Source organism: Metapseudomonas otitidis (assembly GCF_900111835.1).
Classification (GTDB): Bacteria; Pseudomonadota; Gammaproteobacteria; order Pseudomonadales; family Pseudomonadaceae; genus Metapseudomonas; species Metapseudomonas otitidis.
In genome coordinates this window covers 121,632-142,635 of record NZ_FOJP01000013.1, presented here as the reverse complement: position 1 = coordinate 142,635, position 21,004 = coordinate 121,632, and the positions used below count along the sequence as shown (strand labels likewise).

Here is a 21,004-nt window from a genome sequence, read left to right as displayed (position 1 = left end):
GTGAATCGATGAAATCCAGTCGTCCCTATCTGGTTCGTGCCCTGTATGAGTGGATCGTCGACAACGATTGCACGCCCCACCTGCTCGTCAATGCGGAGCACGCAGGCGTTCGTGTGCCGCCGGGTTATGCGAGCGACGGCCAGATCGTGTTGAACGTGTCGCCCAGCGCTGTCCGTCATCTGCACATGGACAACGAGGCGGTCAGCTTCGAAGGTCGCTTCGGAGGCGTTGCCCACAGTCTCTATATTCCGAGCGCCGCGGTCATGGCCATCTATGCACGTGAGAACGGGCAGGGAATGGTCTTCGACCTGGAGTCGCCGGTAATGGATGAAGGTGATGGACCTGAAGACGACGGCCCCTCTGGTGACGGCGCGCCGCCTTCGGCAGGTGGTGGTCGACCGGCCGGGCGGCCCAGCCTGAAAGTGGTGAAATAAAAAAAGGCGATCCGATTGGATCGCCTTTTTTAATAGTTGGCGGGTTCAGTTGGTGTATTCGAAGAGCTTGATGATCTTCTGCACGCCGGAAACCCCCTGTACCACGCTGGTGGCCAACCCTGCTTCCTGGCGGCTGACCAGGCCTAGCAGGTAGACGATCCCATTCTCGGTCACCACCTTGATGTTGGAGCTGGGGATCTGGCTGTTGGCGAGCAGTTGGGTGGTGATCTTGGTGGTGATGGCGCTGTCGTTCATGCGCGCCAAGGCCGACGAGTTGGCTCCGACCTGCAGTTCGTTATGAACCTTCTTGACGCCCTGCGCGGTGCGAGCAGCCTGCTCGGCGAGTGCCTTCAGGTTCTGGTTGGGGGTCTGTCCGGCCAGCAGCACCACGCCGTTGAAGCTTGTGACCACGATGTGCGAGTTGGTCTTGAGCTCGGGGCTTGCGGCGTCGATCTTGGCGCGCACCTTCGAGGGGGTGGACTGGTCATCGATGGTCTTGCCGATGGTTCGGCCACCGCAGCCGCCCAGCACGAGGGTGAAAGCCAGAAGGGCCAGGATCAGGGGGGAACGGGTCATTCTTCACTCCCAAACAATTGACGGTCGATCAGGTCGCAGAGGCAGTGGATGGCCAGGAGGTGCACCTCCTGGATGCGTGCGGTGACTTTGGAGGGCACGCGAATCTCGACATCTTCCGGCAGAAGCAGGGACGCCATGCCGCCGCCGTCGCGGCCGGTCAGGGCCACGATGGTCATCTCGCGGTCGTGCGCAGCCTGGATGGCCTGGATAACGTTGGCCGAGTTGCCGCTGGTGGAGATGGCGAGCAGCACGTCGCCCGGTTGACCAAGTGCGCGGATCTGCTTCGAGAAGATTTCGTTGTAGCTGTAGTCGTTGGCGATCGAGGTGATGGTGGAGCTGTCCGTGGTCAGTGCCAGGGCTGGCAGGCTGGGGCGCTCCCGCTCGAAGCGGTTGAGCAGCTCGGAGGAAAAGTGCTGGGCATCGCCAGCGGAACCGCCGTTGCCGCAGGCGAGGATCTTGCCCTCGTTCAGCAGCGCATTGACCATCACCATGCTGGCATGCTCGATGTGGGGGGCCACGACTTCCATGGCGAGCAGCTTGGTGTCGATGCTGGCCTGGAAGAGCTGGCGGATTCGGGGTTGCATGTCCATCGGTATGACCTTCAGTGGAAAGCGACTGTTCAGGTTTCGAAGGCGTTTTTCAGCCAGGTCAGTCGCACGGGTGAGTCGCCATCCATCGAGTCGATGGCGATCACGTCAAATCGGCAAGGGTGATTGGCCCAGCGGGATTCCTTCTGCAGGAAGTACTGCGCCGCACTGATGAGTTTTGCGCGCTTGCGCGCGTCCACGCTTTCCAGTGCTCCGCCCCAGGCTCTGTGCCGCCTGTAGCGGACTTCGGCGAATACTACTGTATCGCCGTCCAGCATGACCAGATCGAGCTCACCACGAGGGCAGCGCCAGTTGCTGGCGAGCAATCGCAGGCCATGCTTTTGAAGGTGTTGGCGGGCGGCGGCTTCCGCTTTTCGCCCGCTGTCTCCGCTCGCGGTCAAGAGTCGCTGTCGGGCAGGCGCTGGACCTGGCCGTCGCGGAATTCTGCCCACGGCAGCTGGCGCTCGACGCGCTGGGATGGCGTCAGGCTGAGTCGGCCGGAGAGGCCGTCGACGCGGCTTTCCGGCAGGGCCTTCAGCTCTGCGAGGCGGGGCGCCAGCCGGTAGGCGTCAACGCCCATGGCGTACAGGCGGCCGAGACTACCGCCGGCCTGGGGCCACTGGCGGTCGACCTGCTGGCGAAGTGGGTCGTCGCGGTTCAGCAGCCAGGGGGTTTCGCAGAAGCGGATACCGCTCAGATCCTGGTACTGGGCCACATCGTTGCCACCGGAATAGAGGTGGGACGTGGCGTAGACCGGCACATCCCCGGCGTACTGGAAGGCCAGCGTGGGTTTGATCTGCTGGGCTTGTTGCGGTGTGGCAGCGAGGAAAATGAAGTCGACGTCCTGGCGGCGGGTCGGCTGGGTGGCGATGGAGGTGCCGAGGGTGCTTTGCAGGCGCTTGGCGCGTGCTTCGCTCTGGCGAAGCTGGAACAGATCAGCGATCTGCTGTGCCAGCTGGACCGGCTGGTCCACGTGCTCGGCCGCTATCAGGCTGCCGCCGGCCTCCTGCCAGCTCTGGCGGAAGGCGGCCAGGACGCGGTCACCCCATTCGCCCCGTGGCACCATGGCGACGGCACGGCGCATGCCGTCCGCCCAGGCGCGGCGTGCCACTTCGCGTGCTTCATCCTCGGCCGCGAGACCGAACTGGAAGAGCTGCGCCGGGCCTTCCTGTCCGGCATCGCTGTAGTTCAGGGCCAGGGTGGTGATGGGCAGATGCTGACGCTCGTTCATCTGCTTGACCAGCGGCTTCTCCAGCGGGCCGACTACCAGTTGCACGCCATCGGCCTGGGCCTGGCGATAGAAGTCGTCGAGCGACGTCAGGTGGGCGCTGTCATAGATCTGGATGGCGGGCGGGTTCTGGCCCGCTTGCTGCGCCTGGTAGTGGGCGGCGAGGAAGCCATCGCGCAGCGCACGGGCTACCGAGGCCAGTGGTCCCTCCTGCGGCAGCAGCAGGGCGATCTTGGTCAGGGGCTGGTTGGCGAGCTCCTTCAACTTGGCCAGCGGTGCCGGCAGCTGTTCGGCTGCCGGGTGCTGCGGATGCTGGCTGCGCCAGGCTTCGATGGCCGCCTGCTGCTGGGAAAGGGTGCCGGCACTGCGAATCGCGCGTGCGAGCTCCATCCATCCTGCCAGGTCGGCGTCGCCGGTCGATTGCAATTGTTCCATGGGCAGGCCGGAGATCAGTGCCCAGATGGCCTCATGGTTCTGCTTCTCAGCTTCGCCATTGAGCAGCGGAGCGATGAAGACGCGCTCGCGTGCTGCGGCAAGGTTCTGCCCGTCCGCTTCCAGAGCGCGTGCGCGTACGAGTTGGGTGCGTACCTGTTGATCGACCGGGAGCTCCGCCAGGCGATCGAGGCTGGGATGACTCAGTGCTTTCAGGGCACTCTTGGGCTGGTTGCGAGCCATCGCCAGTTCGGCTGCAAGCGTGCTGGCGAACACCTGTTGCGCGGGCTTCAGGCCGTCCATCGGGACTTGCTCGAGAATGCGGGCTGCACGACCGATGTCCTGCTGGCGATAAGCCAGGTCCGCAGCCGAAAGTCGCAGCAGGGCGGCTTGTTCGGGTTTGCTCTCTCCGGCCTTTTGCAGGAGCTGCTCGATACTGGCCTGGGGAGTGCGTGGCAGTTCGCCGAGGTTGGACGTGGGCGAGCTGCCACAGGCGACAAGGAGGCCGGCGAGGCAGAGGGCGGAGAGCGGGCGCAGACGAGCGATCATTTAACGATCCCGGTACTAGATCAACGAAGCCCGCGATTGTACCGGAGGGGCGGGCGGGGTGCGATGTCGGTGGCTGGAAACGGGCTACAATGCGCGCCTTTCAGTTTATTCCGAGGTGACCTGTGACTCTTTCCACGTCTTCCGTTGCTGCCGCTCAGCCCGGCAAGCTCTACGTGGTCGCCACACCCATCGGTAACCTCGATGACATCAGCCCGAGAGCCTTGCGCACCCTGCGGGAAGTGGCCCTGATCGCAGCGGAGGATACGCGTCACTCGATCCGCCTCCTGCAGCATTTCGGAATCACCACGGCCCTCGCGGCCTGTCATGACCATAACGAACGTGAGCAGGGCGGCCGCTTCGTGGCTCGGTTGCTGGCGGGAGATGACGTCGCGCTGATTTCGGATGCGGGAACGCCCCTGATCTCAGACCCGGGCTATCACCTGGTACGACAGGTGCGCGCGGCCGGTATCGAGGTGGTACCAGTACCCGGACCCAGTGCGCTGATCGCAGCGCTATCGGCTGCTGGTCTGCCATCCGATCGTTTCATCTTCGAGGGTTTCCTGCCGGCGAAGGCGGCGGCGCGAAGGGGGCGGCTGGAACTATTAAAGGAAGAGCCGCGCACGCTCATCTTCTATGAGGCACCTCATCGCGTCCTGGAGTCGGTCCAGGACATGGCGTCGCTGTTTGGCAAGGATCGCCATGCCGTACTTGCCCGTGAACTCACCAAGACGTTCGAGACGCTGAGGGGGGCGCCGCTCGGTGAGTTGGCCGAATGGATCGCTGCCGACAGCAATCAGCAGCGAGGTGAATGCGTGCTGCTTGTAACCGGTTGGCAGGCTCCTGAAGGAGAAGATGCGATCAGTGGCGAGGCGTTGCGCGTACTGGATCTTCTGCTGGGCGAACTCCCGGTGAAGCGTGCGGCAGCCTTGGCCGCGGAGATCACCGGCGTGCGCAAGAACCTCCTTTATCAGGCCGCACTGGAGCGCCAGGCTGATTCCTGAGCTTGTGTCCTGGGCGGTCTGCCGCTAACCTTCGCGCCGGAGAGTCGATCGGACAGTCGCTGTCCCGTTTCGTTCGCGATTTCGGGAGGGAGGAAAGTCCGGGCTCCATAGGGCAGAGTGCCAGGTAACGCCTGGGAGGCGAGAGCCTACGGAAAGTGCCGCAGAAAATAACCGCCTAAGCGCGCAAGCGCCGGTAAGGGTGAAAAGGTGCGGTAAGAGCGCACCGCACGACTGGTAACAGTTCGTGGCTAGGTAAACCCCACTCGGAGCAAGACCAAATAGGAATCCTTGGCGTGGCCCGCGTCGGATTCGGGTAGGTTGCTAAAGGCTGTCAGTGATGGCAGCCGTAGATGAATGACTGTCCACGACAGAACCCGGCTTACAGATCGACTCTCCACTTTTCCCCACTTTCCCCTCAGAAATACCCCGCCTTGCCTCCTGTCTGAAATTTCAGAAACCCCAACTCTTAAGAAACTACTTTAAGTTTGCATATCAGGGTCATTGTTGGCGCTGATTTTTCATTCCGAAACACACTGAAAAACTCCCTCCGCTTCGCCAAAAAGTTCTCTAAATCACCGTCCCATAAGGAATTTTCCGTTCTGGCGCGCCTTGACGGTGGGGCGGAGCCATTTCTATAGTGTGCGCGAGTGGTGGAAAGTGGGTAGAAGTGGGATTAATTGGTACGGATAGCCTAATTCAGGGGAAGCGCAGCCGTGTTTCGCGGAGCAAATGCCATCAGTCTCGATGCCAAGGGGCGCATCGCGATGCCGAGTCGGTATCGCGACGAGCTTCTTTCGCGTTGTGCTGGGCAGCTCATCGTGACTATCGATGCGGTTGACCGTTGCTTGACCCTCTACCCCCTCCCCGAGTGGGAAATCATTGAAGCCAAGCTTCGCGAGTTGCCTTCCCTGCGTGAAGAAACGCGCCGCCTGCAGCGTTTGCTGATCGGCAACGCGGTTGATCTCGAACTGGATGGCAACGGCCGTTTCCTGGTTCCGCCCCGTCTGCGTGAGTACGCCGGGCTGGACAAGAAAGCGATGCTGGTGGGGCAACTGAACAAATTCCAGATCTGGGATGAAGACGCCTGGAACGCCGTTTCCGACGCTGATCTCCTGGCCATAAAACAACCCGGCGGCCTGCCGGACGAACTGCGTGACCTTATCCTGTGAGCATTGAAAGCAGCTTCCGCCACATCACTGTCCTGCTCGACGAGGCCGTTGAATGCCTCGCTGTGCGTGCGGACGGCTGCTACCTCGATGGCACCTTCGGGCGTGGCGGTCACAGTCGGCTCATCCTTCGGCATCTCGGTAGCGATGGGCGGCTTCTCGGATTCGACAAAGACCCCCAAGCCATCTCCACGGGGCAAGCGCTGGCGGCCGAAGACGGCCGCTTTGTCATTGTGCAGCGCAGCTTTGCCGAGCTTGGCGAGGAGCTCGCCGAGCGCGGGCTGGTCGGCCAGGTCGATGGCGTCCTGCTGGACCTCGGGGTCTCGTCTCCGCAGCTGGATGATGCCGAGCGCGGCTTCAGCTTCCTCAACGATGGCCCGCTGGACATGCGCATGGATCCCGAGCGTGGTCAGAGCGCAGCGCAGTGGATCGCCACGGCGAGCGAAGACGAGATCAGCCACGTGCTCAAGGAGTACGGTGAGGAGCGCTTCGCCCGCCGCATGGCCCGTGCCATCGTGCAGCGACGTGCCGAGCGCCCCTTCGAACGTACCGCCGACCTGGCGGCCGTGATCGCCGCTGCCAACCCGGCCTGGGAGAAGGGCAAGAACCCTGCGACCCGTGCCTTCCAGGGCATTCGAATCCACATCAACAACGAGTTGGGCGATCTCGAGCGCGGCCTGCAGGCTGCGCTGGACAGCCTCGCCATCGGCGGTCGCCTGGTGGTGATCAGTTTCCACTCGCTGGAAGACCGCATCGTCAAACAATTCATGCGCCGCCAGGTCAAGGGCGAGGCGGACAACCTGCCCCGCGACCTGCCCGTGCGCCAGGCCGTGTTCGAGCCGCGTCTGCGACTGCTCGGCAAGCCCCAGTACGCCTCCGAGGCGGAACTCAAGGCCAATCCCCGCTCCCGCAGCGCAGTGATGCGCGTGGCGGAGAAACTGCGATGAGCCGCCTTTTCTCCAAGCCCCTGCCGCGTGGCAGCTTCATCATGTTGCTGCTGTTCGTCGGCGTGCTGCTGTCCGCCATTTCGGTGTCCTACAGCGCCTACTGGAACCGGCAACTGCTCAACAAGCTGTACGCCGAGCTCAGCGTCCGCGACAAGGCCCAGGCGGAGTGGGGGCGCTTGATCCTCGAACAGAGCACCTGGACGGCCCATAACCGCATCGAGTCCCTAGCCACCGAGCAGCTCAAGATGCGCATCCCCGAGCCGGCGGAAATCCGCATGGTGGCTCCATGATGAACCTGGAAGGCGCGCTCTATCCGTGGCGCTTCCGGATCGTCCTCGGGCTGCTTGGCCTCATGGTCGCTGCGATTTCCTGGCGCATCGTCGACCTGCATGTCATCGACCACGATTTCCTCAAGGAACAGGGTGATGCGCGCAGCGTCCGCCACATCCCGATCCCTGCCCACCGCGGCCTGATCACCGATCGCAATGGCGAGCCCCTGGCCGTCAGTACCCCGGTGACGACCTTGTGGACCAACCCCAAGGACCTCATGGCGTTCCGTGACCAATGGCCGGTGATCGCCGGTGCGCTGGGGCAGGACCCACGCATCTTCGCCGAGCGCATCGAGCAGAATGCCAGCCGCGAGTTCCTCTACCTGGCGCGTGGCCTCACGCCCGAGCAGGGGCAGGTGATCCTCGATCGCAAACTCCCGGGCGTATACGCCATCGAGGAGTTTCGTCGTTTCTACCCCGCCGGCGAAGTCACTGCCCATGTGGTCGGCTTCACCGACGTGGATGACCGTGGTCGCGAGGGCGTCGAGCTGTCCTTCGATCAGTGGCTGGCCGGTGTTCCCGGCAAGCGCCAGGTCCTCAAGGACCGTCGCGGACGCCTGATCAAGGACGTCCAGGTCACCCGTAACGCCAAGCCTGGCAAGACCCTCGCGCTGTCCATCGACCTCCGCCTGCAGTACCTCGCCCACCGCGAGCTGCGCAACGCGCTGGTGGAGAACGGCGCCAAGGCGGGCAGCCTGGTCATCGTCGACGTGAAGACCGGCGAAGTGCTGGCCATGGCCAACCAGCCCACCTACAACCCGAACAACCGCCGCAACCTGCTGCCGGCGGCCATGCGCAACCGCGCCATGATCGACGTGTTCGAGCCAGGCTCCACGGTCAAGCCGATCTCCATGGCCGCTGCCCTGCAGAGCGGCCGCTGGAAGCCAGAAGACAAGGTCGAGGTCTACCCCGGTTCCCTGCAGATCGGGCGCTACACCATCAAGGACGTGTCCAAGACCGAGGGCCCGATCCTCGACCTGACCGGCATCCTGATCAACTCCAGCAACGTCGGCATGAGCAAGATCGCCTTCGACATCGGCGGCGAGAACATCTACGACACCATGCGCCGGCTCGGGCTCGGCCAGGATACCGGCCTCGGCTTCCCCGGCGAGCGCGTCGGCAACCTGCCCAACCACCGCGAGTGGCGCAAGGCCGAGACCGCAACCCTGTCCTATGGCTACGGCCTGTCGGTCACTGCCGTGCAGATGGTCCATGCCTACGCCACCCTGGCCAACAACGGCCTGGCGGTCCCGTTGTCGATGACCCGCGTCGACAACCTGCCGAGCGGCTCCCAGGCCATCCCGCCCGAGGTCGCCAAGACCCTGCAGGGCATGCTGCAGCAAGTGGTCGAGGCGCCGCGCGGCGTGTTCCGCGCCCAGGTCCCCGGCTATCACGTCTCCGGCAAGAGCGGTACCGCGCGCAAGGCCAGCGTGGGCACCAAGGGCTACACCCAGAACGCCTACCGCTCGCTCTTCGCGGGCTTCGGGCCGTCCACCAACCCGCGCCTGGCGATGGTGGTGGTGATCGACGAGCCCAGCAAGGCCGGCTACTTCGGCGGCCTGGTATCGGCACCCGTATTCGGCAGGGTCATGGCCGGCGCGCTGCGTCTGATGAACATCGCCCCGGACAACCTGCCCACCGAGGAACAACAGACCGCCAACGCGGCCAGCGGCAAAGGAGGGCGCACCTGATGCCCATGCCATTGAATCAACTGCTTCCCCAGGCGCAGGGTGCTGCGCTGATCCGTGAACTCACCCTGGATAGCCGCAAGGTGCTCCCCGGTGACCTGTTCCTGGCCGTCCCCGGCGGCCAGCACGATGGCCGCCTGCACATCGCCGATGCCCTCGCCCGGGGCGCGGCGGCGGTCGCGTATGAAAGCGAGTCCGCCCCTGATCTGCCTGCGTCTGCCCAGGCCGAACTGATTCCCATCAAGGGACTGGCTGGCCAGCTTTCGGCCATTGCCGGTCGCTTCTACGGCGAGCCCAGCCGTGCGCTGGACCTGGTCGGCGTGACCGGCACCAACGGCAAGACCAGCGTCAGCCAGCTCGTGGCTCAGGCCCTGGATCGACTGGGCGAGCGGTGTGGCATCGTCGGCACCCTCGGTACCGGCTTCCACGGAGAGCTGGAGAGCGGCCGTCACACCACGCCGGATCCCCTTGCCGTCCAGGCCACCCTGGCCCGCCTCAAGCAGGCCGGTGCCCGTGCAGTGGCGATGGAAGTGTCTTCCCATGGCCTGGAGCAGGGGAGGGTGGCAGCGCTCGCGTTCGACGTGGCAGTGTTCACCAACCTGTCCCGCGACCACCTGGACTATCACGGCTCGATGGAAGCCTACGGCGCCGCCAAGGCCCGCCTGTTCGACTGGCCGGACCTGCGCTGCCGGGTGATCAACCTGGACGACGCGTTCGGCCGTGAACTGGCTGGTCGCGAGCACGATGCTCGCCTCATCGGCTACAGCCAGATCGATCCGGAAGCCTTCCTTTATTGCCGCGAAGCCTCATTCGACGACGATGGCGTCCGCGCCCACATCATCACGCCCCAGGGAGAAGGCCTGCTGCGCAGCCCGCTGCTGGGTCGCTTCAACCTGAGCAACCTGCTGGCCGTGGTCGGTGCCCTGCTGGGCATGGGCTACCCCCTGGGCGATGTACTGGCCGTGCTGCCCGAACTGCAAGGGCCGGAAGGCCGGATGCAGCGCCTGGGCGGCGGTGAAAAACCACTGGTGGTGGTCGACTACGCCCACACCCCAGATGCCCTTGAGAAGGTGCTCGAAGCCCTGCGCCCCCACGCGCGCGGCCGCCTGCTCTGCCTGTTCGGCTGTGGCGGTGACCGGGACCGTGGCAAGCGCCCGCTGATGGCTGCGGTGGCCGAGCGTCTGGCCGATGCCGTGCTGGTCACCGACGACAACCCGCGCACAGAAGACCCGGCCCGCATCTTCGATGACATCCGCCCTGGCTTTGCCGAGCCGGCCAATGTCGAGTTCGTCCATGGCCGTGGCACTGCCATTGCGCAGTTGATCGCATCGGCCGGTGTCGACGATGTCGTCCTGCTGGCGGGCAAGGGGCATGAGGATTACCAGGAGATCCAGGGTGAGCGCCTGCCGTTCTCCGATCTCGTCGAAGCCGAACACGCCTTGTCCACCTGGGAGCGCCCATGATCGAAGCCTTCCGCCTCAGCAGCCTGCAGTCCCCCTTGGCGGGGCGGCTCGTTGGCGAAGACGCCACGTTCACCTCGGTGTCCACCGACAGCCGACGTGTCGAGGCAGGCCAGCTGTTCATCGCCCTGACCGGGCCGAAGTTCGACGGCCATGACTATCTGGCTGACGTGGCCGCCAAGGGCGCCGTCGCTGCGTTGGTGGAGCGTGTGGTCGACGGTGTCGGCCTGCCGCAGTTGGTGGTGGCCGATGCCCGCGAGGCCCTCGGGCGACTGGGTGCGCTCAATCGCGACGCCTTCACTGGACGTGTCGCGGCGGTGACCGGTTCCAGCGGCAAGACCACCGTCAAGGAGATGCTCGCCAGCATCCTGCGTACCCAGGGGCCGGTACTGGCTACCCGGGGTAATCTGAACAATGACCTCGGCGCACCGCTGACCCTGCTGGAGCTCGCTCCCGAGCACCGCAGCGCCGTCATCGAGCTGGGCGCTTCCCGCGTGGGCGAGATCGCCTACACCGTTGGCCTCACCCGTCCGCACGTGGCGATCATCAACAACGCCGGTAACGCCCATGTTGGCGAATTCGGCGGGCCGGAAAAGATCGTCCTGGCCAAGGGGGAAATCCTCGAAGGCCTGGCGAGCGACGGCACCGCCGTGCTCAACCGTGACGACAAAGCCTTCGAGACCTGGCGCGAGCGTGCTGCCGGCCGCCCGGTACTGAGTTTTGCCCTGAACGACGCCCGTGCCGACCTACGGGCCGAGTCCATCGTGCGCGACGCCCGCGGCTGCATGGGCTTCCGCCTGGTGGGCGTGGCTGGCGAGGCGGACATCCAGCTCAACCTGCTGGGCCTGCACAACGTGGCCAATGCCCTGGCTGCCGCTGCCGCTGCCCACGCCCTGGGTGTGCCGCTGGTCGGCATCCGCGAGGGGCTGCAGAACCTGCAACCGGTCAAGGGCCGCACCGTAGCGCAGTTGGCGACGAGCGGCATGCGGGTGATCGACGACAGCTACAACGCCAACCCCGCGTCGATGATGGCCGCCGTTGATATACTCGCCGGCTTTTCCGGCCGCACCGTCCTGGTGCTGGGGGACATGGGTGAACTGGGCGAATGGGCCGAACAGGGCCACCGCGACGTGGGGCTCCACGCGCGGGGCAAGGTCAGCTCGCTCTACGCCGTTGGCCCCCTGATGCGCCACGCCGTCGAGGCGTTCGGCGCAGGCGGCCGCCATTTCGCCGACCAGGCCAGCCTGATCGAGGCGCTGTCCGGCGAGCAGGACGCAAACACCACCATTCTGATCAAAGGTTCCCGTAGCGCGGCGATGGACAAGGTCGTCGCGGCCTTCTGCGGGACGGGGGAGGCTCACTAATCATGCTGCTGCTGCTCGCTGAGTACCTGCAACAGTTCTACAAAGGGTTCGGCGTATTCCAGTACCTGACCCTGCGCGGGATTCTCGGCGTCCTGACGGCCCTGTCGCTGTCGCTCTGGCTCGGTCCCTGGATGATCCGCACCTTGCAGATCCGCCAGATCGGCCAATCCGTGCGCAATGACGGCCCGCAATCGCACCTGTCCAAGTCCGGTACCCCCACCATGGGCGGCGCGCTGATCCTCACGGCCATCGGCATCAGCACACTGCTGTGGGCCGACCTGTCGAACCGCTACGTCTGGGTGGTGCTCGCCGTCACCCTGCTGTTCGGTGCCATTGGCTGGGTGGATGACTACCGCAAGGTGATCGAGAAGAACTCCCGTGGTCTGCCGAGCCGCTGGAAGTACTTCTGGCAGTCGGTGTTCGGCATCGCTGCAGCCGTCTTCCTTTATATGACCGCCACCACGCCGGCCGAGACCACCCTGATCCTGCCGCTGGTGAAGGATGTGGGCATCCCGCTGGGTGTCGGCTTCATCGTGCTGACCTATTTCGTGATCGTCGGCTCCAGCAACGCGGTGAACCTCACCGACGGCCTGGATGGCCTGGCGATCATGCCGACCGTGATGGTCGGCGGTGCGCTGGGGATCTTCTGCTACCTCTCCGGCAACATCAAATTCGCCGAATACCTGCTGATCCCCTATGTACCGGGTGCAGGCGAGCTGATCGTGTTCTGTGCCGCCCTGGTGGGCGCCGGCCTCGGCTTCCTCTGGTTCAACACCTACCCGGCCCAGGTCTTCATGGGCGACGTTGGCGCCCTGGCGCTGGGTGCCGCTCTGGGCACCATCGCTGTGATTGTGCGCCAGGAAGTGGTGCTGTTCATCATGGGGGGCGTGTTCGTCATGGAAACCCTGTCCGTGATGATCCAGGTCGCCTCGTTCAAGCTCACCGGCCGCCGCGTGTTCCGCATGGCGCCCATTCACCACCATTTCGAACTCAAGGGCTGGCCCGAGCCCCGCGTGATCGTGCGCTTCTGGATCATCACCGTGATCCTCGTGCTGATCGGCCTGGCCACCCTGAAACTGCGTTGAGGACAGCATGAGCCTGATCGCTTCCGACCACTTCCGCATCGTTGTCGGCCTCGGCAAGAGCGGCATGTCCCTGGTGCGCTTCCTGGCGCGCCAGGGCGTGCCGTTCGCGGTCGCCGACACCCGCGAGAACCCGCCGGAGCTGGCGACGCTGCGCCTCCAGTTCCCGCAGGTCGAAGTGCGTTGCGGCGAGCTGGACGTGGAGTTCCTCTGCCGCGCGCAGGAGCTGTACGTGAGCCCCGGACTGGCCCTCGCCACCCCGGCCCTGCAGGAAGCGGCCAAGCGCGGTGTGAAGTTGTCGGGCGACATCGAACTGTTCGCCCGCCACGCCAAGGCGCCCATCGTCGCGATCACCGGCTCCAACGCCAAGAGCACCGTCACCACCCTGGTTGGGGACATGGCGCGCGCGGCCGGCAAGCGGGTTGCGGTGGGAGGAAACCTCGGTACGCCGGCGCTGGACCTGTTGGCCGATGACATCGAGCTGTACGTGATGGAGCTGTCCAGCTTCCAGCTGGAAACCACCGAGCGGCTGAATGCCGAGGTGGCCACGGTGCTCAACGTCAGCGAAGACCATATGGACCGCTACGCCGACATGCAGGCCTATCACCTCGCCAAGCACCGCATCTTCCGTGGCGCCCGCCAGGTGGTGGTGAACCGTGGCGATGCGCTGTCCCGCCCGCTGGTGGCCGACCAACTGCCGTGCTGGAGCTTCGGCCTGAACAAGCCGGATTTCAAAGCCTTCGGCCTCATCGAGGAAGACGGCGAGAAGTACCTGGCCTACCAGTTCGAGAAGCTCATGCCGGTGCGTGAGCTCAAGGTCCGTGGCGCCCATAACCAGGCCAACGCCCTGGCAGCCCTAGCGCTGGGCCATGCCGTCGGCCTGCCGTTCGAGCCGATGCTGGCTGCGCTGCGGGCGTTCACCGGCCTCGCTCACCGTTGCCAGTGGGTTCGCGAGCTGCGTGGCGTGGCCTACTACGACGACTCCAAGGCCACCAATGTCGGTGCGGCCCTGGCTGCCATCGAGGGCCTGGGGGCCGACATCGACGGCAAGCTGGTGCTGATTGCCGGTGGGGATGGCAAGGGGGCCGATTTCTCCGGCCTGACCGCTCCGGTTGCACGCTATTGCCGCGCCGTGGTCCTGCTGGGGCGCGATGCCGAGTTGATCGCGGCCGCCCTGGGCGATGCAGTGCCGCTGGTCCGCGTGAAGACCCTCGATGAGGCCGTGCAGCGTTGCGCCGAGCTGGCCCGGGAAGGGGATGCGGTGCTGCTGTCGCCCGCCTGCGCCAGCCTCGACATGTTCAAGAACTTCGAAGAGCGCGGGCGCCTGTTCGCCCAGGCTGCGGAGGGGCTGTCCTGATGCTCGCCCGCCTGTTCGCCCAGCAGTCGCCGCTGCGCAACCGCCGCGGCATCGATCTGGACTTCCCGCTCCTGGCAGGTTGTCTGGCGCTGCTCGGCCTCGGGCTGGTGATGGTCACCTCCGCCTCTTCGGAAGTGGCCTCGGCCCTGTCCGGCAACCCGCTCTATCACAGCATTCGTCACCTCATTTACCTGGCCATTGGCGGCGTGGCGTGCATCATCACGCTGCAGGTGCCCATGGCGTTCTGGCAGCGCCACGGTGCGCGCCTGATGCTGGTGGCGTTCGTGCTGCTGATCATGGTGCTGCTGCCGGGCATTGGTCGCGAGGTGAACGGTGCCAAGCGCTGGATCGGCTTCGGCCTGTTCAACCTGCAGCCCTCGGAGCTGGCCAAGCTGTTCACCGTGATGTTCATCGCCGGCTACCTGGTGCGCCGGCAGGACGAGGTGCGCTCCAAGCTCACCGGCTTCATCAAGCCCATGCTGGTGCTCGGCCCCATGGCCGTGTTGCTGCTGGCGGAACCGGACTTCGGGGCCACCGTGGTGCTGGTCGGCTCCTGCATCGCCATGCTGTTCCTCGGTGGCATCAACCTGGTGCGCTTCATTCCCCTGGCTGCTGGGGTGCTGGGCGCCGGCGTGCTGGTGATGACCAGCCAGAGCTACCGGATGCAGCGCCTGACCAACTTCATCGACCCCTGGGCCGACCAGTACGGTGCCGGCTACCAGTTGAGCCAGGCGCTGATCGCCTTCGGCCGTGGCGAGTGGTTCGGCGTCGGCCTGGGCAACAGCATCCAGAAGCAGTTCTACCTGCCGGAAGCCCACACCGACTTCGTGTTCGCCGTGCTGGCCGAGGAGCTGGGCATGGTCGGCGCCCTGGCCACCGTCGCGCTGTTCGTGTTCGTCAGCGTACGCGCGCTGTACATCGGGCTCTGGGCGGAGAAGGCCCGGCAATATTTCTCGGCCTACGTGGCCTATGGCCTGGCGTTCCAGTGGATCGGCCAGGTGCTCATCAACATCGGTGTGAACGTCGGCCTGCTGCCCACCAAGGGCCTGACGCTGCCGTTCCTCAGCTACGGCGGTAGCTCCCTGGTGATCTGCTGCGTCTGCATGGGCCTGTTGCTCCGGATCGAGTGGGAGCGCAGGACCTACCTGGGTAACGAAGACGTGGAGTTCGACGAGAGCGACTTCGCGGAAGAGGAGGTGCGCACATGACCGGCAATGTGCTGATCATGGCCGGCGGCACCGGCGGACACGTCTTCCCGGCGCTGGCCTGTGCCCGCGAATTCCAGGCACGCGGCTACAGCGTGCACTGGCTGGGCACGCCCCGCGGCATCGAGAACGAACTGGTGCCCCAGGCCGGCCTGCCGCTGCACCTGATCCAGGTAAGCGGCCTTCGCGGCAAAGGTATTAAGTCCCTGCTCAAGGCGCCGTTCGAGTTGCTGCGTTCGCTGTTCCAGGCCCGCCGCGTGGTGCGTGAGCTCAAGCCGGTCTGTGTGCTGGGCATGGGTGGCTATGTCACCGGTCCCGGCGGTCTGGCCGCGCGTCTGGCCGGCGTACCGCTGGTGATCCACGAGCAGAACGCGGTGGCCGGTACGGCCAACCGCAGCCTGGCGCCTTTGGCGAAGCGCATCTGCGAGGCATTCCCCGACACCTTCGCGGCCAGCGACAAGCGCCGCACCACCGGTAACCCGGTGCGTGAGGAGCTGTTCCTGGAAACCCCACGTGATGCGCTGGAAGGCCGTCAGCCGCGGCTGTTGGTGCTGGGTGGGAGCCTGGGTGCCGAGCCACTGAACAAATTGTTGCCCGAGGCCCTGGCGCTGGTGTCGGCGGACATCCGCCCGCAGGTGTTCCACCAGGCCGGGAAGAACCACGATCAAGTCACTGCCGAGCGTTACCGCGCGGCAGGGGTAGAGGCCGAGGTTGGCCCCTTCATCAAGGACATGGCCCGGGCCTACGCCTGGGCGGACATGGTGGTGTGCCGTTCTGGTGCGCTGACGGTCAGCGAACTGGCCGCCGCCGGGCTGCCCTCGTTCCTGGTGCCGCTGCCCCATGCGATCGACGACCACCAGTCGCGCAATGCCGATTATCTGGCGAAGGAGGGCGCAGCCTTCCTTCTGCCGCAACATGCCACCGACGCGGCGACTCTGGCCGCGCGGTTGACCGAGGTACTGATGCAACCCGAACGACTCAAGGCCATGGGCGCCATTGCCCGCCGTCTGGCCAAGCCTGCCGCTACCCGCACCGTGGTCGATATCTGCCTGGAGGTGGCCCATGGTTGAGAGCCAGAAAGCCGCTCCCCAGCCGGAAATGCGCCGCATCCGCCGCATCCACTTCGTGGGCATCGGTGGCGTGGGCATGTGCGGCATCGCTGAAGTGCTGCTGAACCTGGGCTACCAGGTCTCCGGTTCCGACCTGAAGGCCTCGGCTGTCACTGCTCGCCTGGAGAGCTTCGGTGCCCAGGTCTTCATCGGCCACCGTGCGGAGAATGCCGAGAACGCCGATGTGCTGGTGGTATCCAGCGCCGTGAACAAGGCCAACCCCGAGGTGGCCGTGGCGCTGGAGCGCCGCATTCCCGTGGTCCCGCGTGCCGAGATGCTCGCCGAGCTGATGCGCTATCGCCACGGCATCGCCGTCGCCGGCACCCATGGCAAGACCACCACCACCAGTCTGATCGCCTCGGTTTTCGCCGCGGGCGGCCTGGATCCGACCTTCGTCATCGGCGGGCGCCTGAACGCCGCCGGCACCAACGCGCAGCTGGGCACCAGCCGCTACCTGGTGGCCGAGGCCGACGAGAGCGATGCCAGCTTCCTGCACCTGCAGCCGATGGTGGCCGTGGTGACCAACATCGACGCCGACCACATGAGCACCTACGGCGGCGATTTCAACAAGCTGAAGAAGACCTTCGTCGAGTTCCTGCACAACCTGCCGTTCTACGGGTTGGCGGTGATGTGTGTGGACGATCCGGTAGTTCGCGAAATCCTGCCCCAGGTCGCGCGCCCGACCGTGACCTACGGCTTCTCCGAAGATGCCGACCTGCGCGCCATCAATGTGCGTCAGGAGGGCATGCGCACCTGGTTCACCGTGCTGCGCCGTGACCGCGAGCCGCTGGAGGTGTCGGTGAACATGCCCGGCAACCACAACGTGCTCAATGCGCTGGCCACCATCGCCATCGCCACCGACGAAGGCATCGACGATGCCGCCATCGTCCAGGGCCTCTCGGGCTTCCAGGGCGTCGGCCGCCGCTTCCAGGTCTACGGCGAGCTGCAGGTCGAGGGCGGCAGCGTGATGCTGGTGGATGACTACGGCCACCACCCCCGCGAGGTCGCGGCTGTGATCAAGGCCGTACGTGGAGGCTGGCCGGAGCGCCGCCTGGTGATGGTCTACCAGCCGCACCGCTACAGCCGTACCCGGGACCTCTACGACGACTTCGTGCAGGTGCTGGGCGAGTCCAACGTGTTGCTGCTGATGGAGGTCTACCCGGCAGGCGAAGAGCCGATCCCCGGTGCCGACAGCCGCCAGCTGTGCCACAGCATCCGCCAGCGCGGCCAGCTCGACCCGATCTACATCGAGCGCGGTGTCGACCTGGCGCCGCTGGTCAAGCCGCTGCTGCGACCCGGCGACATCCTGCTCTGCCAAGGTGCGGGTGATATCGGCGCACTGGCGCCCCAATTGATCCAGAACCCGCTGTTCAGTGGCACCGGCGATGCGGGCGCCGCGAGGAAGGACGCATGACCGACCATCTGAAATCCACCGTTCCGCCGAGCGCGTTCGGCCGTGTGGCGGTGCTCTACGGGGGCCGCAGCGCGGAGCGCGAGGTGTCCCTGAAGTCCGGCTCCATGGTGCTGGAGGCCTTGCTGTCGGCAGGTGTCGATGCCTTCGGGATCGACGTCGGCGACGACTTCCTGCAACGCCTGTCGAGCGAGCGCATCGATCGTGCGTTCATCGTCCTACATGGGCGGGGCGGCGAGGATGGCAGTATGCAGGGCCTGCTGGAATGCCTGGGTATTCCGTATACCGGCAGTGGCGTACTGGCGTCGGCCCTGGCGATGGACAAGCTGCGCACCAAGCAGGTCTGGCACAGCCTTGGCCTGCCCACGCCGCGTCACGCCGTGCTGGCAAGCGTCGAGGATTGTGAGCGCGCTGCAAGGGAACTGGGCTTCCCGTTGATCGTCAAACCGGCCCATGAAGGTTCGAGTATCGGCATGGCCAAGGTGGAAGACGTCGACGCGCTGGTGAATGCCTGGCGTGACGCCAGCCGCTACGACCCCCAGGTGCTGGTGGAGCAATGGATCCACGGCCCCGAGTTCACCATCGCCGTGCTGCGTGGCGAGGTGCTGCCGCCCATCCGGCTGGGGACTCCGCATACCTTCTATGACTACGAGGCCAAGTACCTGGCCAGCGATACCCGCTACCAGATCCCCTGTGGGCTGGACGCCGAGAAGGAAGCCGAGCTGAAGTCCCTGACTGCCCGTGCCTGCGAAGCCGTGGGTACCCAGGGCTGGGCCCGTGCCGATGTGATGCAGGATGCCGAGGGGCGCTTCTGGCTGCTGGAGGTCAACACCGTGCCCGGCATGACCGACCACAGCCTGGTGCCGATGGCCGCGCGCGCCGTGGGCCTGGATTACCAGCAACTGGTGCTGGCCGTCCTGGCCGACAGCGTCGAGGCGCGGGGTTAAGACCATGCGTGGCGCCTCCCTCCGTCACCCGCAACCCGGCCCCATCCGTGCGCCCCAGCGCAAGGATGTACCGCGGGGTGCCAGCCGGTTGGTGGCCAAGGAACCGCTGAGCGTCCGGCTGCCCAAGCCGAGCTTCGGCTTCCTGCGTCGGCTGACCTGGCCGGTGATGCTGGTGGTGCTGGGTTTTGGTGCCTACGAGGGTGCGCAACGGCTGTTGCCTTACGCGGACCGGCCGATTGCCAAGGTCAGCGTGCAGGGCGACCTCAGCTACATCAGCCAGCAGGCGGTGCAGCAGCGGATCGCGCCTTACATCGCGGCGAGCTTCTTCAGCATCGATCTCGCCGGCATGCGTCACGAGCTGGAGCAGATGCCCTGGATCGCCCACGCGGAGGTTCGTCGGGTGTGGCCGGACCAGGTGATGATCCGGCTCGACGAGCAACTGCCCATCGCCCGCTGGGGTGATGAGGCACTGCTGAACAACAAGGGCCAGGCGTTCACCCCGCGTGAGCTGGCCCATTACGAACAATTGCCTCAGCTGTGGGGGCCACAGCGGGCCCAGGAACAGGTGATGCAGCAATACCAGATGCTCAGCCAGATGCTTCGCCCGCTGGGTTTTTCCATCGCCCGGCTGGAGCTTCGCGAACGTGGGAGCTGGTTCCTGTCGACGGGGCAGGGCGTGGAGATACTGCTGGGTAGGGATCACCTTGTGGAAAAGATGCGTCGGTTCATCTCGATCTACGACAAGACGCTGAAAGATCAGATCGCCAACATCGAGCGTGTCGACCTGCGTTACCCCAACGGGCTGGCGGTAGCGTGGCGCACCCCGGTCGAGGCCCCCGCGGCGGCTGTGGCCAGCCGCGCGAATTGAGGAGAAGGTTAGGAACATGGCAAGCGTGCAGAGCGGCAAGATGATCGTCGGCCTGGATATCGGCACCTCCAAGGTGGTGGCGCTGGTGGGCGAGATCGCGGCCGACGGGCAGCTGGAAATCGTGGGCATCGGGACCCATCCGTCCCGCGGGCTGAAGAAAGGCGTGGTGGTGAACATCGAGTCCACCGTGCAATCGATCCAGCGCGCGGTCGAGGAAGCCCAGATGATGGCGGGCTGCCGCATCCACTCCGCCTTCGTCGGTGTGGCGGGCAACCATATCCGCAGCCTGAACTCCCACGGCATCGTCGCGATCCGTGATCGCGAAGTCAGCCCGGCGGACATCGAGCGCGTGCTGGACGCCGCCCAGGCCGTGGCCATCCCTGCCGACCAGCGGGTGCTGCACACCCTGGCGCAGGACTACGTGATCGATAACCAGGAAGGCGTGCGCGAGCCCCTGGGCATGTCCGGTGTGCGCCTGGAAGCCAAGGTGCACGTGGTGACCTGTGCGGTGAATGCGGCGCAGAACATCGAGAAGTGCGTCCGTCGCTGCGGCCTCGAAGTGGACGACATCATCCTCGAGCAACTGGCGTCGGCTTATTCGGTGCTGACCGACGACGAGAAGGAACTGGGCGTGTGCCTGGTGGACATCGGCGGCGGCACCACCGACATCGCGATCTTCACCGAAGGTGCGATCCGCCATACGGCGGTGATCCCGATCGCCGGCGACCAGGTGACCAACGACATCGCCATGGCCCTGCGCACGCCGACCCAGTACGCCGAGGAGATCAAGATCCGCTACGCCTGCGCGCTGGCCAAGCTGGCCGGTGCCGGCGAGACCATCAAGGTTCCCAGCGTGGGTGATCGTCCTCCGCGCGAGCTGTCCCGCCAGGCCTTGGCCGAGGTGGTCGAGCCGCGTTACGACGAGCTGTTCACCCTGATCCAGGCCGAGCTGCGCCGCAGCGGCTACGAGGACCTGATCCCTGCCGGCATCGTGCTGACCGGCGGTACGGCGAAGATGGAAGGGGCGGTCGAGCTGGCCGAAGAGATTTTCCACATGCCGGTGCGCCTGGGCGTGCCGCATAGCGTCAAGGGGCTGAGCGACGTGGTGCGCAACCCGATCTACTCCACGGGCGTGGGCTTGCTGATGTACGGTCTGCAGAAGCAGTCCGATGGCCTGTCCCTCTCCGTGGGGAACAGCTTCAGCGACGAACCGAAGGCACCTGTCCTGGAACGTTTCAAACGCTGGATCCAGGGCAATTTCTGA

20 protein-coding genes and 1 other RNA gene are annotated in these 21,004 nt (G+C 65.4%); 17 read left to right on the top strand and 4 right to left on the bottom strand.

The window, feature by feature from the left end; genetic code table 11:
- The first annotated feature begins 8 nt into the window (after positions 1-8).
- Positions 9-434 carry a ClpXP protease specificity-enhancing factor gene (locus BM198_RS18040; protein WP_074971606.1) on the top strand — a complete coding sequence of 142 codons (426 nt, stop codon included), beginning with the start codon at positions 9-11 and terminating at the stop codon, positions 432-434.
- Between the two features lie 45 nt (positions 435-479).
- Here BM198_RS18040 and BM198_RS18035 read toward each other — a convergent pair whose 3' ends face one another.
- The 4 genes from BM198_RS18035 to BM198_RS18020 are packed head-to-tail and all read right to left on the bottom strand — an operon-like array spanning position 480 to position 3,806.
- The gene (locus BM198_RS18035; protein ID WP_074971605.1) at positions 480-1,010 is read right to left on the bottom strand and encodes a BON domain-containing protein; all 531 of its coding nucleotides are present in this window, start codon (positions 1,008-1,010) and stop codon (positions 480-482) included.
- A complete protein-coding gene (locus BM198_RS18030) occupies positions 1,007-1,600 on the bottom strand; it encodes a phosphoheptose isomerase (RefSeq protein ID WP_044409592.1) in 594 nt (197 codons plus the stop codon). Before BM198_RS18030 ends, BM198_RS18035 begins: the two co-directional genes overlap by 4 nt.
- Before the next feature lie 29 nt (positions 1,601-1,629).
- Complete coding sequence (locus tag BM198_RS18025; protein WP_044409589.1) at positions 1,630-1,998, bottom strand: YraN family protein; 369 nt, start codon at positions 1,996-1,998, stop codon at positions 1,630-1,632.
- Positions 1,995-3,806: a penicillin-binding protein activator gene (locus BM198_RS18020; protein ID WP_074971604.1), complete on the bottom strand. Its 1,812-nt coding sequence runs from the start codon at positions 3,804-3,806 to the stop codon at positions 1,995-1,997. The genes BM198_RS18025 and BM198_RS18020 overlap by 4 nt, the downstream gene beginning before the upstream one ends.
- 122 nt (positions 3,807-3,928) lie before the next feature.
- Here BM198_RS18020 and rsmI point away from each other — a divergent pair, with 122 nt between their 5' ends.
- The 16 genes from rsmI (at position 3,929) to ftsA (ending at position 21,004) form a co-directional block, all read left to right on the top strand.
- Positions 3,929-4,807 carry a 16S rRNA (cytidine(1402)-2'-O)-methyltransferase gene (gene rsmI / locus BM198_RS18015; RefSeq protein ID WP_074971603.1) on the top strand — a complete coding sequence of 293 codons (879 nt, stop codon included), beginning with the start codon at positions 3,929-3,931 and terminating at the stop codon, positions 4,805-4,807.
- A 40-nt stretch (positions 4,808-4,847) separates the two neighbouring features.
- Positions 4,848-5,205, top strand: an RNA gene (gene rnpB, locus BM198_RS18010) — RNase P RNA component class A.
- 315 nt (positions 5,206-5,520) lie between these two features.
- Complete coding sequence (gene mraZ / locus BM198_RS18005) at positions 5,521-5,976, top strand: division/cell wall cluster transcriptional repressor MraZ (RefSeq protein ID WP_044409580.1); 456 nt, start codon at positions 5,521-5,523, stop codon at positions 5,974-5,976.
- 2 nt (positions 5,977-5,978) lie between these two features.
- A complete protein-coding gene (rsmH, locus tag BM198_RS18000) occupies positions 5,979-6,920 on the top strand; it encodes a 16S rRNA (cytosine(1402)-N(4))-methyltransferase RsmH (protein WP_139233656.1) in 942 nt (313 codons plus the stop codon).
- A complete protein-coding gene (gene ftsL / locus BM198_RS17995; RefSeq protein WP_044409576.1) occupies positions 6,917-7,210 on the top strand; it encodes a cell division protein FtsL in 294 nt (97 codons plus the stop codon). The genes rsmH and ftsL overlap by 4 nt, the downstream gene beginning before the upstream one ends.
- A complete protein-coding gene (locus tag BM198_RS17990; RefSeq protein WP_074971601.1) occupies positions 7,207-8,940 on the top strand; it encodes a peptidoglycan D,D-transpeptidase FtsI family protein in 1,734 nt (577 codons plus the stop codon). The genes ftsL and BM198_RS17990 overlap by 4 nt, the downstream gene beginning before the upstream one ends.
- Positions 8,940-10,400, top strand: a complete 1,461-nt coding sequence (locus BM198_RS17985) for a UDP-N-acetylmuramoyl-L-alanyl-D-glutamate--2,6-diaminopimelate ligase (RefSeq protein WP_074971600.1) — start codon at positions 8,940-8,942, stop codon at positions 10,398-10,400. Before BM198_RS17990 ends, BM198_RS17985 begins: the two co-directional genes overlap by 1 nt.
- Positions 10,397-11,761, top strand: a complete 1,365-nt coding sequence (locus BM198_RS17980) for a UDP-N-acetylmuramoyl-tripeptide--D-alanyl-D-alanine ligase (RefSeq protein WP_074971599.1) — start codon at positions 10,397-10,399, stop codon at positions 11,759-11,761. Before BM198_RS17985 ends, BM198_RS17980 begins: the two co-directional genes overlap by 4 nt.
- Positions 11,762-11,763: 2 nt before the next feature.
- Entirely contained in the window at positions 11,764-12,846 is a 1,083-nt protein-coding gene (gene mraY, locus BM198_RS17975) for a phospho-N-acetylmuramoyl-pentapeptide-transferase (protein WP_044409566.1), read from the top strand.
- 7 nt (positions 12,847-12,853) lie between these two features.
- On the top strand, positions 12,854-14,200 hold the full coding sequence (gene murD / locus BM198_RS17970; protein ID WP_074971598.1) for a UDP-N-acetylmuramoyl-L-alanine--D-glutamate ligase: 1,347 nt from the start codon (positions 12,854-12,856) through the stop codon (positions 14,198-14,200).
- Positions 14,200-15,408 carry a putative lipid II flippase FtsW gene (gene ftsW, locus BM198_RS17965; protein ID WP_074971597.1) on the top strand — a complete coding sequence of 403 codons (1,209 nt, stop codon included), beginning with the start codon at positions 14,200-14,202 and terminating at the stop codon, positions 15,406-15,408. Before murD ends, ftsW begins: the two co-directional genes overlap by 1 nt.
- The gene (murG, locus tag BM198_RS17960) at positions 15,405-16,475 is read left to right on the top strand and encodes an undecaprenyldiphospho-muramoylpentapeptide beta-N-acetylglucosaminyltransferase (protein WP_074971596.1); all 1,071 of its coding nucleotides are present in this window, start codon (positions 15,405-15,407) and stop codon (positions 16,473-16,475) included. Before ftsW ends, murG begins: the two co-directional genes overlap by 4 nt.
- A complete protein-coding gene (murC, locus tag BM198_RS17955) occupies positions 16,468-17,928 on the top strand; it encodes a UDP-N-acetylmuramate--L-alanine ligase (protein WP_044409553.1) in 1,461 nt (486 codons plus the stop codon). Before murG ends, murC begins: the two co-directional genes overlap by 8 nt.
- Positions 17,925-18,872, top strand: coding sequence for a D-alanine--D-alanine ligase (locus BM198_RS17950; protein WP_044409550.1), 948 nt, complete (start codon positions 17,925-17,927; stop codon positions 18,870-18,872). Before murC ends, BM198_RS17950 begins: the two co-directional genes overlap by 4 nt.
- Positions 18,873-18,876: 4 nt before the next feature.
- Positions 18,877-19,740, top strand: a complete 864-nt coding sequence (locus BM198_RS17945) for a cell division protein FtsQ/DivIB (protein WP_044409547.1) — start codon at positions 18,877-18,879, stop codon at positions 19,738-19,740.
- Between the two features lie 16 nt (positions 19,741-19,756).
- The gene (gene ftsA / locus BM198_RS17940) at positions 19,757-21,004 is read left to right on the top strand and encodes a cell division protein FtsA (protein WP_044409544.1); all 1,248 of its coding nucleotides are present in this window, start codon (positions 19,757-19,759) and stop codon (positions 21,002-21,004) included.

Excerpts from the sequence above, each read along its gene's own strand:
- BM198_RS18020 (WP_074971604.1), bottom strand. The coding sequence starts at position 3,806 with ATGATCGCTCGTCTGCGCCCGCTCTCCGCCCTCTGCCTCGCCGGCCTC.
- mraY (WP_044409566.1), top strand. The coding sequence starts at position 11,764 with ATGCTGCTGCTGCTCGCTGAGTACCTGCAACAGTTCTACAAAGGGTTC.
- BM198_RS17985 (WP_074971600.1), top strand. The coding sequence starts at position 8,940 with ATGCCCATGCCATTGAATCAACTGCTTCCCCAGGCGCAGGGTGCTGCG.
- ftsL (WP_044409576.1), top strand. The coding sequence starts at position 6,917 with ATGAGCCGCCTTTTCTCCAAGCCCCTGCCGCGTGGCAGCTTCATCATG.
- BM198_RS17945 (WP_044409547.1), top strand. The coding sequence starts at position 18,877 with ATGCGTGGCGCCTCCCTCCGTCACCCGCAACCCGGCCCCATCCGTGCG.
- BM198_RS17990 (WP_074971601.1), top strand. The coding sequence starts at position 7,207 with ATGATGAACCTGGAAGGCGCGCTCTATCCGTGGCGCTTCCGGATCGTC.
- BM198_RS18040 (WP_074971606.1), top strand. The coding sequence starts at position 9 with ATGAAATCCAGTCGTCCCTATCTGGTTCGTGCCCTGTATGAGTGGATC.
- BM198_RS17980 (WP_074971599.1), top strand. The coding sequence starts at position 10,397 with ATGATCGAAGCCTTCCGCCTCAGCAGCCTGCAGTCCCCCTTGGCGGGG.
- murG (WP_074971596.1), top strand. The coding sequence starts at position 15,405 with ATGACCGGCAATGTGCTGATCATGGCCGGCGGCACCGGCGGACACGTC.
- ftsW (WP_074971597.1), top strand. The coding sequence starts at position 14,200 with ATGCTCGCCCGCCTGTTCGCCCAGCAGTCGCCGCTGCGCAACCGCCGC.
- murC (WP_044409553.1), top strand. The coding sequence starts at position 16,468 with ATGGTTGAGAGCCAGAAAGCCGCTCCCCAGCCGGAAATGCGCCGCATC.
- murD (WP_074971598.1), top strand. The coding sequence starts at position 12,854 with ATGAGCCTGATCGCTTCCGACCACTTCCGCATCGTTGTCGGCCTCGGC.
- BM198_RS17950 (WP_044409550.1), top strand. The coding sequence starts at position 17,925 with ATGACCGACCATCTGAAATCCACCGTTCCGCCGAGCGCGTTCGGCCGT.
- BM198_RS18035 (WP_074971605.1), bottom strand. The coding sequence starts at position 1,010 with ATGACCCGTTCCCCCCTGATCCTGGCCCTTCTGGCTTTCACCCTCGTG.
- BM198_RS18030 (WP_044409592.1), bottom strand. The coding sequence starts at position 1,600 with ATGGACATGCAACCCCGAATCCGCCAGCTCTTCCAGGCCAGCATCGAC.
- ftsA (WP_044409544.1), top strand. The coding sequence starts at position 19,757 with ATGGCAAGCGTGCAGAGCGGCAAGATGATCGTCGGCCTGGATATCGGC.